This is a genomic window from Actinopolymorpha rutila (genome assembly GCF_013407855.1).
Lineage (GTDB): Bacteria > Actinomycetota > Actinomycetes > Propionibacteriales > Actinopolymorphaceae > Actinopolymorpha > Actinopolymorpha rutila.
Window position 1 is genome coordinate 5,372,638 of sequence record NZ_JACBZH010000001.1, and the last position, 13,298, is coordinate 5,385,935.

General features: G+C 68.7%; 12 protein-coding genes. 7 read left to right on the forward strand and 5 right to left on the reverse strand.

Annotation, left to right across the window (positions count from 1 at the left end):
- Nucleotides 1-177: 177 nt before the first annotated feature.
- On the reverse strand, nucleotides 178-2,154 hold the full coding sequence (locus F4554_RS24025; protein ID WP_179789662.1) for an ABC transporter substrate-binding protein: 1,977 nt from the start codon (nucleotides 2,152-2,154) through the stop codon (nucleotides 178-180).
- Nucleotides 2,155-2,414: 260 nt separating this feature from the next.
- On the opposite strand from F4554_RS24025, the gene F4554_RS24030 reads away from it, so the two are divergent.
- On the forward strand, nucleotides 2,415-2,876 hold the full coding sequence (locus F4554_RS24030) for a universal stress protein (protein ID WP_179789663.1): 462 nt from the start codon (nucleotides 2,415-2,417) through the stop codon (nucleotides 2,874-2,876).
- A gap of 253 nt (nucleotides 2,877-3,129) precedes the next feature.
- Complete coding sequence (locus F4554_RS24035; RefSeq protein ID WP_179789664.1) at nucleotides 3,130-4,389, forward strand: sulfatase family protein; 1,260 nt, start codon at nucleotides 3,130-3,132, stop codon at nucleotides 4,387-4,389.
- A 77-nt stretch (nucleotides 4,390-4,466) separates the two neighbouring features.
- Here the strand turns inward: F4554_RS24035 and F4554_RS24040 are convergent, their stop codons facing one another.
- Nucleotides 4,467-5,444, reverse strand: coding sequence for an aldo/keto reductase (locus F4554_RS24040; protein WP_179789665.1), 978 nt, complete (start codon nucleotides 5,442-5,444; stop codon nucleotides 4,467-4,469).
- Between the two features lie 292 nt (nucleotides 5,445-5,736).
- Between F4554_RS24040 and F4554_RS24045 the strand changes: the two genes are divergently transcribed.
- On the forward strand, nucleotides 5,737-5,976 hold the full coding sequence (locus F4554_RS24045; protein ID WP_179789666.1) for a hypothetical protein: 240 nt from the start codon (nucleotides 5,737-5,739) through the stop codon (nucleotides 5,974-5,976).
- Between the two features lie 56 nt (nucleotides 5,977-6,032).
- A complete protein-coding gene (locus F4554_RS24050; protein ID WP_179789667.1) occupies nucleotides 6,033-6,323 on the forward strand; it encodes a DUF1330 domain-containing protein in 291 nt (96 codons plus the stop codon).
- Nucleotides 6,324-6,346: 23 nt separating this feature from the next.
- Here the strand turns inward: F4554_RS24050 and F4554_RS24055 are convergent, their stop codons facing one another.
- From F4554_RS24055 to F4554_RS24065, 3 genes are read right to left on the reverse strand one after another with little or no spacing between them, the layout of a single operon-like run.
- Nucleotides 6,347-7,456: a Gfo/Idh/MocA family oxidoreductase gene (locus F4554_RS24055; RefSeq protein ID WP_179789668.1), complete on the reverse strand. Its 1,110-nt coding sequence runs from the start codon at nucleotides 7,454-7,456 to the stop codon at nucleotides 6,347-6,349.
- Nucleotides 7,453-8,688: an ABC transporter substrate-binding protein gene (locus F4554_RS24060; RefSeq protein ID WP_179789669.1), complete on the reverse strand. Its 1,236-nt coding sequence runs from the start codon at nucleotides 8,686-8,688 to the stop codon at nucleotides 7,453-7,455. The genes F4554_RS24055 and F4554_RS24060 overlap by 4 nt, the downstream gene beginning before the upstream one ends.
- A gap of 34 nt (nucleotides 8,689-8,722) precedes the next feature.
- A complete protein-coding gene (locus F4554_RS24065) occupies nucleotides 8,723-9,781 on the reverse strand; it encodes a substrate-binding domain-containing protein (RefSeq protein ID WP_179789670.1) in 1,059 nt (352 codons plus the stop codon).
- Between the two features lie 186 nt (nucleotides 9,782-9,967).
- Between F4554_RS24065 and F4554_RS24070 the strand changes: the two genes are divergently transcribed.
- From F4554_RS24070 to F4554_RS24080, 3 genes are read left to right on the forward strand one after another with little or no spacing between them, the layout of a single operon-like run.
- Entirely contained in the window at nucleotides 9,968-10,429 is a 462-nt protein-coding gene (locus tag F4554_RS24070) for a MaoC/PaaZ C-terminal domain-containing protein (RefSeq protein WP_179789671.1), read from the forward strand.
- A 33-nt stretch (nucleotides 10,430-10,462) separates the two neighbouring features.
- On the forward strand, nucleotides 10,463-11,659 hold the full coding sequence (locus F4554_RS24075; RefSeq protein ID WP_179789672.1) for an extracellular solute-binding protein: 1,197 nt from the start codon (nucleotides 10,463-10,465) through the stop codon (nucleotides 11,657-11,659).
- Nucleotides 11,656-13,290, forward strand: coding sequence for a class I adenylate-forming enzyme family protein (locus tag F4554_RS24080; protein ID WP_179789673.1), 1,635 nt, complete (start codon nucleotides 11,656-11,658; stop codon nucleotides 13,288-13,290). The genes F4554_RS24075 and F4554_RS24080 overlap by 4 nt, the downstream gene beginning before the upstream one ends.
- The last annotated feature ends 8 nt before the right edge of the window (nucleotides 13,291-13,298 follow it).

Here is a 13,298-nt window from a genome sequence, read left to right on the forward strand (position 1 = left end):
GAAAGAAGGTGCGAAGCACGCTGGACGAACCAGAGGACAGGTGGGAGTTGGTTCCCTTGCCGCGGGCAGGTGGCGCCCTGGAGCGCGCTGCCAGCAGTATCCAGAGCACCCCGCCGGCTTGTCAATCACGACGGACGCCCGGGCATGGCGCCCGGCATGCCAGGCTTGGGGTCTGCCCTAGGCGCGGAGGTAGAACTGCTCCGGGCCGGCCGGGGCCGGGTCCGGATACAACGAGCCTTCGGGGATCGGCTCGGGGACGTTGCGGACCTTGTTCTGCACGATCGAGTAGCGACCGGCGATCAGGACCGTGCCGATCGTGTAGAACTCCTCCGCGGAGACGCGCAGGATCTCGGCGAAGAGCCGTCGGCGTTCCTCTTCGTCCATGGTGATCTTGATGGTGTCGTACAACTCCATCTGGCGAAGTGGCGCGGCCGGTGGCTTCTCGCCGCTCTTGCCGCCGGTCGCGTACCAGTCGGCCCACTGCCTGGCGTAGTAGCAGCGTCCGGCGATCGGAAAGAACCAGCCCGGGTCGAGGATCGCGTCGCGCAGGCCGTTCTCCGCGCTGTAGAGCACGGCGTCGTGTTCGTTGGCGAACAGACGCTTCCAGAACAGCGGGCCGCCCTGAGCCTGGACCCGTAGCTGGACACCGACCGCCTTCCAGTAGTTCTGCACCAGTTCGGCGGTGGCCGGGTAGGTGGGGTCGAAGCCGGTCGGCAGCTCCACGGTGAAGGCGACCCGCCGGCCGTCCGGGCGCAGCCGCCAGCCGGCGCCGTCCCGCCGGGTGAGCCCGGCACGGTCGAGCCGGCGGTTCGCCTCCGCAACGTCGTACTTCGTGTACTGCTTGGCCAGCTTCTCGTCGTAGAAGTCCGACTCGGGCCGCGGTGCCGACTGGTAGGGCTTTCCCTGGCGCTGGTGCACGGCCTTGATCAGCTCGGCACGGTTGATGGCGTACGACAGCCCGATCCGGAAGTCCTTGTTCTGGAAGAGCTTTCGGGTCGCGGGGTTCTTGTGCGTGAGGTTGAGACAGAACACCCCGTTGTTGATGTCGGAGGTCATCTGGTCGATCAGCCGGTACTCGCCCTTCTCGGTGCTCCGGGCGAAGACCGGCTTGTTGGACGGCGTGAGGATGTCGGTGGACGGAAGCGTGTACTCCCCGTTGCTCACCTTGAGCACCGCCGTCTCCGGACTGGTCACGACCTCGACGACCACTTCGTCCAGGTACGGCAACTGGCTGCCGTCGGGATCGGTCTTCCAGTAGTACGGGTTGCGCTTCGCGACCAGCCGGTCCTTCGTCAGCGGCGTCGCGACCATCCAGGGCAGGAGGACGGGCAGGTCGGGGTTCTGCCAGATCGCCAGACCCGACGTGCCGTCGCCTCCCTTGCCGAAGTACAGCTGGTTCCAGTCGGTGAGCTTCGCTTCCTTGACGAGCTTGTCCAGGTCCGGGTTGTACTTCTTGTGGAACCGCCGGAGGTAGTGCTTGGGCGACGCCGCGAGGATGTTGCCCTCGGGGCTGGCCAGGCGTTCGAGGAAGAACGCGTGTGGCTCGGCGAAGGAGAACCTGCAGGTTACGTCGTCCACCTTGGTGAAGCGGGCCGGCTTTCCGCCGGGCGCCAGCCATTCCGGGAAGACCGGGAAGAGGTCCTCGTTGGAGAGCACGTCGGAGAAGGCGAACGCGATGTCGTCGACGGTGAAGGGTTTGCCGTCAGACCACCGCATTCCCTTGCGCAGATGGAAGACGTACTCCTTCCCATCCGCGTCGACCTCCCACGACACGACGTTCGGGATCACTCCGGAGAAGTCCGGTGCCCAGCGAACGAGCGGGTCGTAGCCGATGTTCTCGTACACCGACGAACCGTCGATCCCCTGGATGAACGTCTTCCACGTTCCGCCGTACGAACCGGCCTCCTGGGCCGGCTTGAGGACGAGCGGGCGTTCGGGCAACCGGTCCTTGACGGCCGGCAGCTTGCCCGCCTTCACCTGCGCGGCCAGGGCGGGCGCCTCCTTCCCCTTGCTGCCAGTCGGTTTTCCCTTGGACTTGCTGGTCGGATCGGTGCTCAGCAGGTCACAACCGAACAGCGAGGTCGCGGCGAGCGCGGCACCTCCGGTGGACAGCAGCAGTTCTCGCCTCGTGAGGTGTCGTCGCTGGTTTCCCATTGGTGTCCAGCCCCCGTCGTCGGGTCCGCGGCAGCACTTCGGATTGCCACAGCCTGATCAGGCCCCGACCGGATGTCAACCAACCGGGACGAACGTGAGCAAACGTGGTCGTTCCGGCGGGAGGTTTCACGCGACCGGGAACGCCCCGATTGGTGTCCGACCTGTGCGGGAAGGCTCTACGGCGCGGTTGCCGCGCGGTGGGACTCCACGCCGCGTCGTCGACCACTCCACTTCGGATCGGCCAGCGCACGGAGCCCGACATGACCTCTCGTCCCGACGCCGAAAGCTCGCGAATCGTGGTCGGGTTCGACGGGTCGCCGTGCTCCGAACGCGCCCTGGAATGGGCGGCCGGCGAGGCGCGCGTGCACCACTCCCGAATGGAGGTCATCTGCGCCTGGGAGCCGGTCACCAGGGTCGCACCGCCCTTCTTCGTCTACGCGGACGAGGAGTTCGAGACCGAGGCTCAGTCGATCCTCGAGGCCGCAGCCGCCCGGCTGCGCACCGACGGCCCGGTCGACCTGGAGACCAAGGCGGTGATGGCACATCCGGCGGCCGCACTGATCGAGGCGTCCCGGGGCGCCCTACTGGTGGTGGTCGGCTCCCACGGCCACGGCGGTGTCGCCGGCACGGTGCTCGGGTCGGTGAGCCAGCGCGTGGCCATGCACGCGCACTGCCCGGTCGTGATCGTCCGACCTGAACCCGGTCACTCGGGTAGCGCCTGAGCCGTGCCCGGCCAAGCTTCGTAGGCCGCGTACAGCTCTTGGGCGATCGTGTCGCCACCGTCCTTCTTCCACTTCTCCACCGCCGGCTTCCAGGCCGAGCTGGGTCTCGCTGATTCCCTTGTCGGTCAGCACCGGGTTGCCGTCGCGTTCCGCCGCGGCCTTGGTTGGAGCAGCCAGTAACGGTCCGGGTCAGCGCGAGACAGCGACGGGTGACGTTCGCGGCCCGGCTCGGGCGTGACTATAGCCTGCACAGATGAGTCCTCATCGGCCGAACATCATCCTGATCCACTGGCATGATCTTGGAACCCACCTTGGCGCCTACGGTCACCGCGGCGTCCAGAGCCCACGACTTGACCGACTGGCCGAGACATCCTTGCGCTTCACGAATGCCTTCTGCACCGCGCCACAATGCAGCCCGTCCCGTGGATCGCTCTTCACCGGGCGCTATCCGCATACGAACGGGCTGATGGGCCTTGCGCACACCGGCTGGGAATACCACCCAGGAGAACAGACCTTGCCGATGATGCTGCGGTCGGCCGGTTACGAGAGCGCGCTGATCGGTCTGCAGCACGAGAGCAGCGATCCGCATCGCCTCGGATTTGCTCACGTCGACTCGCCGGCGCCGTCGATGCGGGCCGACGAGGTGGCAGCGCGAGCAGCGCAATGGCTCGCGACTCCTCGCGACCAGCCGTTTCTCCTCACGGTTGGGTTCTTGGAAACACATCGGCCTTACCCGGCCGAGCACTACCCTGCGGCCGACCCCGACTCCATCGAGGTTCCGGCGTACCTTCCCGATCACCAGACGACGCGCGACGACCTCGCCGCCTTCTACGGCTCGATCCAGGTTGCCGATCAAGCTGTCGGCGTGATCCTCGACGCCGTCGACCAAGGACCGAATGCAAGCGACACCTGGGTCGTCTTCACTACCGATCACGGGCCGGCTTTCCCACGGGCAAAGGGAACTCTGTACGATCCCGGCCTGCGGGTCGCACTCCTCATCCGCCCACCGGAGGGCCACCGCCGAGCAGACGTCATTGATCGCCCGGTCAGCCTGATCGACGTGGTGCCGACCCTTCTGGATCTCATCGGCCAGCCCATCCCACGCACAGTGCAGGGCCACAGCTTCTTACCGGCCGTCCTCGGAGAGCCAACGGGCTCAGCGACCGCGATCTTCGCTGAAAAGACATCCCATCGCGACTACGATCCGATGCGCTGTGTCAGGGCCGGCGGATTCAAGTACATCCGCAACTACGAATCAGGTCCGCGCCTGTTGCTACCTAGCGACATCGAGGACAGCCTGACCCGAGCAGGAATGGGCGACGATCATCTTCGCCCTCGAGCACCGGAGGAACTGTACGACTTGAACGAGGACCCGCTGGAGTCGAACAATCTTGCCGAAGTCCCCGAGTTCTCGCAGGTGCGCGACCGGTTGGCAGCTCAACTTGACCAATGGCAGCAGGAGACGAGTGATCCGATTCTGTCGGGGCCGATCCCCTCGCCCATCCGGGACTGATGCAGGCATCCAGCCTCAGGGTCCACGGTGCCATTATCACCGCGCAACCGAGCTGACGACTGAGTGGTCAGCTCGGGTCAGCCCTGGTCGAGACGGGCCAACTGCTCCTCGGACAGCTTCAACTCCAGAGCCCCCAGAGACTCCTCCAGTTGGGCGACGGAACTGGCGCTGAACAGCGGCAGGACCGACGGCGTACCGGCGAGCATCCAGGCCAGCACCACCTGGTTGGGCGACGCATCGAGTTCGGTGGCGACCTCCTCCAGCGCCGCCAGCCGGCCGGCACTCGCCGGGTGGGCGTACGGCAGCGGGATCGGCCGGTCGGATCGGCCGCTGTAGGCGCCACCCAGCAGCGGCGAGTAGGCGACCAGGGTCAGCTCGGGCTCGGACCGCACGTAGTCGAGGAGTTCCTCACCGAGGATCGGCATGAACTCGTCGTGGAAGCCCGGCCTGGGCTGCAGGTAGGTGTGCCGCTGCTGGACCCACGTGTACGACGGAAGGCCCGAGTGTGCGGCGAGCTGGCGCGCTCGCTCCACCCGCCACGCCGGCTCGTTGCTCACCCCGATCGCCTTGGCCTTGCCCGCTTGGACGATCTCACCGAACGCCCCGACCGTCTCCTCCAGCGGCACGGACCGGTCCTCGTGGTGTGAGTAGTACAGGTCGACGTGGTCCAGTCCGAGGCGGCGCAGGCTCACCTCGATCTGCTGCCGGATGATGTCGGCGGACAGCCCCTCGCGGTTCTCCGGGAAGTCGCCGCGGCCGGGTCCGGTGATCGGCCGGGCACCCACCTTCGTGGCCACCACGACCCGATCCCGGCCGACGCCCGAGGCGAGGCCACGGCCGCGCAGCCACCGGCCGAGCAGTTCCTCGCTCTCGTGTCCCTGTCCGTCGCCCTCCCAGAACTGGTAGCAGTTCGCGGTGTCGACGAAGGTGCCACCGGCCTCCACGAACCTGTCGAGGATGTCGAACGACGTCCGCTCGTCGACCTTGGTTCCGAACATCATCGTGCCCAGGCACAGCTGGCTGACCTCGACTCCACCTACGTTTCTGTACTCCATGCGCTTCACCGTAGGGACGATCGACGACCGCGAGCAGACCAATCGCGACCGGCGGACTCGGACCAATCCGCGCCTGTCCTGTACCTGTGGACAACCATCCTGCCCGTCTCGAAGATCCTGCCACGATGACGTCCACGCACCTCTCTGGAACCGCGGCGCATACGGGGCCGCCACTAGCGAGCTCAGGAGGATTGATGACAGGGTCTGTCTCACAAGCGGCTCTTTCCAACCTGCTGCTGGAGACCCGTCAAGCGCTCGAGGGCGCCAGGACGCACCGACAAGGGTGGATGACATGGCAGTGGTGCGAGAGCTTGTCGGGTTCGGGCCGGACGACAAACTCGTGTTCTCCCAGGAGTTCCCCGAGGAGAAGATGTCGGCGCTGCGTCCGCTGTTCGACTACGGCGACGACGAGCTCATGTATGCCGGCTCCTACGAGGTGACAGCCGACATCCGTGACCGGGTGTCGGCCATCCTCGGGGTCGACCTGCGGCCTGACATCGTCTACTACGTCGAGGCCACGGCGAGGAGCTGACCGGCTCGTCGGGGCTCCTGCGCACCGGTCCGGGGCGCCGCGACACAATGGCCCGCATGACTGCGTACTGGATCAGCATCTACCGGGAGATCCTCGACGAGGACAAGCTCGCGGCCTACGCCGAGCTCGCCGGGCCGGCGCTCACCGAGGCCGGTGGCACCTTCGTCGCCCGCGGTGTCCCCGAGAAGGTCTACGAGGCCGGCGAGGAGACCCGGACCGTGGTGATCAGGTTCGACTCGATCGAGGCCGCCGAGGCCGCGCACGACAGCCCGGCGTACCAGAAGGCACTGGCAGCGCTGGACGGCGGCGTGGTCCGCGAGATCCGGTTGGTCCCCGGAGTCGACTGAGCCCGGATTCGACTGAGCGAGGCTCAGCCGGCAGAGCGGACCGAGAGCGGCACCTCGTCCACGCGTACCCGGCGTCCTTCCTCGGCGGAACGACAGGCCGCGTGCACGACTCGCAGCGTGCCGAGGTTGTCCCGGCCACTGGTCAGCGGTGCGCGTCCCTGGGCGACGGCGGCCTGCAGGTCCGACATCGGCCCGACTAAGGCGTCCGGGATCCAGCGTTCCTCGAAGTCGCGCCGGAACGTGTGGTCGGGGTGGATCGTCCGGGACCAGAACTCGAAGGTGTCCGGACGCCCGACCGGGTAGTCGTACAACACCCCGAGCGTCCCCTCGGACTGTCCCTCGGTGCCCTGGCAGCGCACAACCGCGCGAGGGCGGGACGACCAGTTGTTGTGGTTGGCGAGCACCGTGACGCTGAGCTCGGACGAGAACTCGTACACCGTGCAGGTACGGGTGTCGCCGCCGGCCGCCTGGCCGGGATAGCGACCGGTGGTGGCGACGACGCTGACCGGTTCGCCGAAGACGTACCGGATCGCGTCGACGTAGTGGATGGAGTGGTAGAAGTACTCCAACCGCGGCTTGGCCAGCATCCACGGCCACGATCGCCAGTCGGTCCACACGTCGACGTCGAACAACCCGGACGTGAGCGTGCCGTACCACCCGGCCTGCAGCAGGGCCTTCGTCGTCGAGATCACCTGGTCCCAGCGCATCTGCTGGTTGACAGCGAGCAGGGTGCCGGCCCGCTCGGCGGCCTCGACGAGTTCCACAGCGGTGGCGAGGTCCTCCGCGAACGGCTTCTGGCACAGCACGTGCTTGCCGGCGGAGATCGCCGCGCGCACGATGTCCGCCTGCGCGTGCGGGGTGACGGCGATGTCGACGACCTCCACCCGCGGGTCGTCCACCAGTGCCTGGGCGGAGTCGTGCACTGTCTCGACGCCGAACTCCCGCGCCACCGCACTCGCGGCGTCCACGTCCAGGTCGGCGACGGCCGCGACCCGCAACCCCGCCTTGCGGTAGGCCGGAAGATGCCCGGCCCGAACTATCGCGCCCGCTCCGGCGATCCCGATCGGCCGGCCACCGTCGGCGGGTGGTGCGATCCGGTGGTCGTACGCCAACGCCTGCTCGAGCGCGTTCACGACCGCTCCAGGATGTCGTCGGCACGCCGGGCGGCGTCGTTCAGCGCTTCCTCCACGGCCTTGGCACCTGTGTAGACCATGTCGATCTCCTCGTTCAGGACCTCGTTGATCTCCGGATAGCACGCCAGGGCGGGCATCGTCTCCACGTCGCGGTAGGTCTCCTCGATGAGGCGGTAGCTCGCGAACTCCTGCTGGATGGCCGGATCGCGCCACGTGGACAGCCGGCACCCGACCGCGCCCTCGGTCGCGGTCACCCGGTCCATCTCGGCCGACGCGACGTGACGCGCGAACTCCCAGGCAAGGTCGGGTTGACGGCTGCCTGCCGGGATCGTGAGCACCCAGTAGACCGACAACGACACGTGCCGTCCGGCGGGGGCGTCGCCGCGCGGGATGAGCCCCAGGCGGTTGCGGCCGCGCACCCGGGAGCCGGGCAGGTCGGCGACCACGGCGAACCCCGACCAGTTCCACATCATGGCACCGTGCCCACTGGCGTAGTAGTCACCGGACCGCACGCTCTCGTAGTCGCGTGGGTTCGGCTGGGTGACGCGGTGGACGCGGATCAGGTCACGGAGAAAGCCCAGCGCCTGAACGCCTTCCGGGCCCGCGAAGGCCGCGCGCCCACCGTCGAGCACCCGCCCACCCCGGCTCCACAGCTGGATCAGGAAGTCGTACACGCTGTTGTGGCCGTCCGGCATCGCGGCGAGCACACAGCCGTAGAGGTCCTCGTCAGGCCTGGTGAAGAAGCGCGCGACCTCCAGGAACTCCGGCCAGGTGCGCGGCGGTCGCAGCGGGCGGCCATGGTCGGCTTCGAACCTCTTCTGCTCGGCCGGGTCGTCGAACAGGTCGCCGCGATACATCAACATCTGCGGCCCGTCGTGGTAGGGAATCCCGTACGTCGTTCCGTCGGCCGCCGTCTGAACGCGCCGCAGGGCAGGACTCCAGCCGTCCGGCCAGTCCCGCGGAGGGGCGGCGTCGAGGTGAGGGTCCAGGCGACGGAGTGCTCCGCGCTCCATCAGCGTCGGCAGCCAGTCGGTGTTGCACAGGAACAGGTCCCACTCACCGGACTCGCAGCCCGGCCCCTCCACCATCTGCCGATACAGCTCCGGGATGTCGGCGGGAACCAGCTCGACGTCGACGCCCGGGTGCGTCTCCCGGAACGCTGCCACCTGCCGGCCGAACGCCTTCTCGAAGCCGGTGAACTCGCGGTAGACGAGCCGAAGCCGGTCGGACATGGACTCCTCCTGGATACGGTTCGTGGAACGGGTGCTACCTGCTCGGTGGTGCCGTGGACGCCCGTACGACGAGTTCGGGAGCGGGCTCGGCGACGGCGATGCTCGCAGGTCCTGCCGATGCGTCCTCGTCAAGCAGGACTTGCGCCGCTCGCTCACCCATGTCCTCCAGTGGCAACCGGACGACGGTCAGCGGCGGGGTGAGCCGCTCGGCGAACCAGATGTCGTGGATCGCGACGACGGACAGGTCGTCCGGAACGTGTACGCCCGCGTCGTAGGCCGCCGAGATCACGCCGGTGGCGACCACGGCGTTCGTCACCAGAACCGCGGTCACCCGCGGCCGAGCACGGAGCAGGCGTTCCATCGCATGGTGACCGCTGCCCGGGTCCCAGCCGCCTTCGACGTCCCAGGCCGCGTGCCGACGGATGCCCGCGGCGCGCAGCGCCTGCCGGTAGCTTCGCCGACGGCGTTCGGACACCCGCGACCCCGGCACACCGGAGACGAACCCGATGCGTTCGTGTCCCAGCTCCAGCAGGTGACCCATCGCGAGTTCGGCGGCGCGCTCGTCGTCGAGGTGGACGCCGGTCAGCTCCCCCTCGGACTCGGAGTTGACCAGCACGACCGGCACGTAGCGCGCGGCGACCCGCACCAGCTCGTCCAGCTCGGCGTGGCCGGCCATCTGCCACAGCAACCCGTCCACGCGGCCACCACCGGCGATCTGCAGCAGCCTGGCCTGGTCGGTGATCGCCTCCGCGTCCGCCACCATCAGGATGCTTCCGGCCCGGCTGACCGCCCGCTGTGCACCACGGACGATCTCCCCGTAGATGGGATTGCCGACGTCGTGGACCACCAGCCCGATGCAGCCGGCCCGCGAGGTGCGGAGATTCCGGGCCAGCTGGTGGGGCACGTACCCGATCTGTTCGGCCGCCTTCAGGACCCGGCGCCGGGTGTCCTCGCGGGCCCGGACCGTCTCGTCGCCACGCAGGATCCGCGAGACCAGCGAGGGTGAGACCCCCGCCTGCCGGGCCACGTCGGCGAGCCCGGGCGGGCGTCGGGTGCGGCCGGACACGATCACCTCCTGCCTGAGAACGGACACGCCTCCTGCTCGACGACGAGGACGCAGGTCGGCCAAGCGCAAAGGATTAACCACGGACCCTACCGAGCCGCGCCACGCCAGGGAAGAGCGGCCGTGAGCCTGCTCACTTCCGACTTGACGTGCGTCGCACGGCGGAGCAAGATCCGATACTGCGTCTGGTAAATCGTTGGATCTAGGAGGAAGTTCGTGCAGACCGTCTCCCGCTACTTCGAGGACCATCGGGTCGGTGAGGATCGGCGGACCACCGGACGCACCATCACCGAGGCGGACATCGTGCTGCACGCGGGCCAGACCGGTGACTGGTTTCCCCACCACGTCGACGCCGAATGGTGCGCCACCCAGCCGTTCGGCCAGCGCATCGCCCACGGCACGCTGATCCTGTCCGTCGCGGTGGGCATGACCGCCGGCGACATCAATCCGGTCGCGTTCAGCTACGGCTACGACCGAATCCGTTTCGTACGCCCGGTCCACATCGGCGACACCATCTCCGTGCACGCCGAGATCGCCGAGCTACGACCACACGCGAAGCGCAGCGACGTGGGCTACGTGGACGAGAAGGTCACCGTCACCAACCAGCGCGGCGAGGTGGTGCTGGCGCTCGTACACGTCTACCTCGTGGAACGCCACACGCCGGCAGCCGAAAGCTGACAACGTTCCCACGACCAGCAGGAAGGATCATCGATGCCCCACCTTCGCGGGATGACCTGGAGCCATCCACGAGGGTCGGACTCCATTCGCGCGGCGACCGAGGCCTTCACCGCCGAGCGCCCCGACGTGACGGTGGAGTGGGCCGCTCGGTCCCTGCGGGAGTTCGAGGAGGTTCCCGTCGAGGACCTCGCGAGCCGGTACGACCTGATGGCCATCGACCATCCGTTCGTCGGCGAAGCGGTCCGCACCGGAGCGCTCCTTCGGCTGGACGAGTTCCTCCCGGCAGAAGTGCTCGCCGACCTCGAGCGCCACGCGGTCGGCCCGAGCCACCGCAGCTACACCATGGCCGGGCACCAGTGGGCACTGGCGATGGACGCGGCCGCCCAGGTCTCCGCGTACCGGCCCGATCTCCTCCCGACCGAACCACCACGCACCTGGGACGACGCCCTGGACCTGGTGTCGAAGCTGCCGTCCGGCGTGACCGCCGAGCTACCCGCCAATCCGGTACACCTGTGGTCGACGTTCCTGTCCCTGTGCCAGCACGGCGCCGCGGACCGTGGGATCGATACCACCACCCCCGGAGTCGGCGGCCGACCGGCCTGGTGGCCGGACACCGGGATCGACCCCGACGTGGCGGTCGCCGCGCTGGACCGTGTTGTCGAACTGCTGGGCAAGGTCGACCCGATCTCACTGAACCGCGACCCGATCCAGACGTTGGACGCGATGGCAGCCGGCGCGCCGATCGGCTACGTACCGTTGATCTTCGGCTACTCCAACTACGCCCGTCCGGGTTACGGCGGGCACCTCGTCCGGTTCGGCGACGCACCGTCCCTTCCGGGCACCAACGCCGGGACGATGGCCGGTGGGGTCGGGCTCGCCGTGTCGGCGCGGTGCGCCGACCCCGAGGTCGCCGTCGAGTTCGCCGCGTGGGTCGTCTCCCCCGACTGCCAGCGCGGACCGTACTTCCAGGCGGGTGGTCAGCCGGGCGACCGGCGCGCCTGGACCGACACCGCCGCGAACGCAGCCACCAACGGCTTCTTCGAGGACACCCTGGCCACCCTGGACGCGTCGTTCCTGCGGGCGCGAAACCCCGGCTACCCGGCGTACCAGCATCGGGGCGGCGAGCTGCTGCACAAGGGCATCCGCGACGGTGAGCAGAACGCCCACCTCGTGCGGGAACTCCGCGAGCTGTGGCGGCAGACCGTGACGCCGGAAGGGCCCGCCGGATGACCACGCTCGCCGACCTGACCCGTCGCGCACACGTCCGCTACGCCCACCATCCGGCGGTCCACGACGGGCAACGCCGGCTGACCTTCGCCGAGCTCGGAGCGATGGCGAGGCGGACCGCCAACCGGCTGCTCGTCGCCGGCCTTCGTCCCGGCGACCGGGTGGTGCTCGCGTTGGACAACCGGCCCGAGGTGCTGGCCGTCGAGCACGCGTTGTTCCTCACCGGGATGGTGCGGGTGGCGCTGAGCAGTCGCCTGCACGGACGCGAGGTCGCGGGCATCGCCGCCGACTGCACCGCCGCTGCCGTCGTCTGCGAGCCCACGCACCTGGCAGCGCTGACGGCCCAGCGCCCGGAACTCCCCCGGCTGCGGCTCCTCGCGGTCGCCGACCAGGAGCCTGCCGAGCAAGCCGACGTCGACAGCGCCGTCTCCCTCGCCGAACTGGTGGGGCCGGGCGTACCCGACACGCCACCCGACGTACCCGACCCGCTCCCGGACGACGTTGCCGCGCTCATGTACACGTCGGGGACGACCGGCGAGCCGAAGGGCGCCGTCGCGACCCATGCGGCGTGGGTGTCGATGGTACGCGCCTTCTGGGCGGAGCTTCCTCCGTCCGGACCCGGGGACGTCGTTCTCCACGTCGCGCCGATGAGCCACTTCGGTGGGTCTGCGGGTTCGGCGTACACCCTTCGTGGCGCTGCCGTCGTGCCCGTACGCCGATTCGACCCACCGGCCGTGCTCGACCTCTTGGCCGAGTACCAGGTGACAACGATCCCACTCGTCCCCACGATGCTGAAGGACCTCACCGTCGAGGCCGAGCGGCGACGCCGGGCGGGCGACCAGTGGAGCCCCGGCACGTTGCGGGCAGTGCCGTACGGCGGCGCCGCGATCTCCGCCCAGGCACTGGACCGAGCATGGCAGGCGTTCGGGGACGTCCTCTACCAGTGCTACGGGCTGTCGGAGGCGCTGGCGCCGTTGACGGTGCTGAGCGCCCACGACCACCGTCCGACCGCGGATGGCGAGCTTCCGGCGCGGCTGTCGTCGGCCGGACGGCCGGTCCCCGACGTCGAGCTGTCGGTCGTGGACAGCGATCCGTCCGAGGGCCGGTCCGTGGACGTGAGCCGCGACGGGGTTCCGCGGGGTGGCACCGGTGAGGTGGTCGTGCGCGGGACCGTGGTGACGCGGGGGTACTGGAACCGACCGGACGAGACCCGGGACGTGCTCACCTCCGACGGCTGGTTTCGCACCGGTGACCTCGGCTATCTGGACGAGGGCGGCTACCTCCACCTGGTCGACCGCAGGCGCGAGGTCATCGTCAGCGGTGGCTTCAACGTCTACCCGTCCGAGGTCGAGCGCGCCATCGCCGAACTCGACGGGGTGCAGGACGTCGTGGTGGTAGCGATTCCACATCCGCGCTGGGGAGAGGCCGTCGCCGCGGTCGTCGTCCGCAGACCTGGCTACGACGTGACCGCCGACGACGTGGTCGCGGCCTGCCGGGTCCGGCTCGCCAGCTACAAGAAGCCCGTGCACGTGGAGTTCGACGTCCAGCTGCCATTGACAGGTAACCGCAAGCTGAGCCGGCGGTTGGTCCAGGAGAGGTACTGGACCGGCAGCGACCGCCGGGTCGGCCAGTGAGCCGGAAC

Excerpts from the sequence above, each read along its gene's own strand:
- F4554_RS24025 (WP_179789662.1), bottom strand. The coding sequence starts at position 2,154 with ATGGGAAACCAGCGACGACACCTCACGAGGCGAGAACTGCTGCTGTCC.
- F4554_RS24030 (WP_179789663.1), top strand. The coding sequence starts at position 2,415 with ATGACCTCTCGTCCCGACGCCGAAAGCTCGCGAATCGTGGTCGGGTTC.
- F4554_RS24035 (WP_179789664.1), top strand. The coding sequence starts at position 3,130 with ATGAGTCCTCATCGGCCGAACATCATCCTGATCCACTGGCATGATCTT.
- F4554_RS24040 (WP_179789665.1), bottom strand. The coding sequence starts at position 5,444 with ATGGAGTACAGAAACGTAGGTGGAGTCGAGGTCAGCCAGCTGTGCCTG.
- F4554_RS24045 (WP_179789666.1), top strand. The coding sequence starts at position 5,737 with ATGGCAGTGGTGCGAGAGCTTGTCGGGTTCGGGCCGGACGACAAACTC.
- F4554_RS24050 (WP_179789667.1), top strand. The coding sequence starts at position 6,033 with ATGACTGCGTACTGGATCAGCATCTACCGGGAGATCCTCGACGAGGAC.
- F4554_RS24060 (WP_179789669.1), bottom strand. The coding sequence starts at position 8,688 with ATGTCCGACCGGCTTCGGCTCGTCTACCGCGAGTTCACCGGCTTCGAG.
- F4554_RS24075 (WP_179789672.1), top strand. The coding sequence starts at position 10,463 with ATGCCCCACCTTCGCGGGATGACCTGGAGCCATCCACGAGGGTCGGAC.
- F4554_RS24080 (WP_179789673.1), top strand. The coding sequence starts at position 11,656 with ATGACCACGCTCGCCGACCTGACCCGTCGCGCACACGTCCGCTACGCC.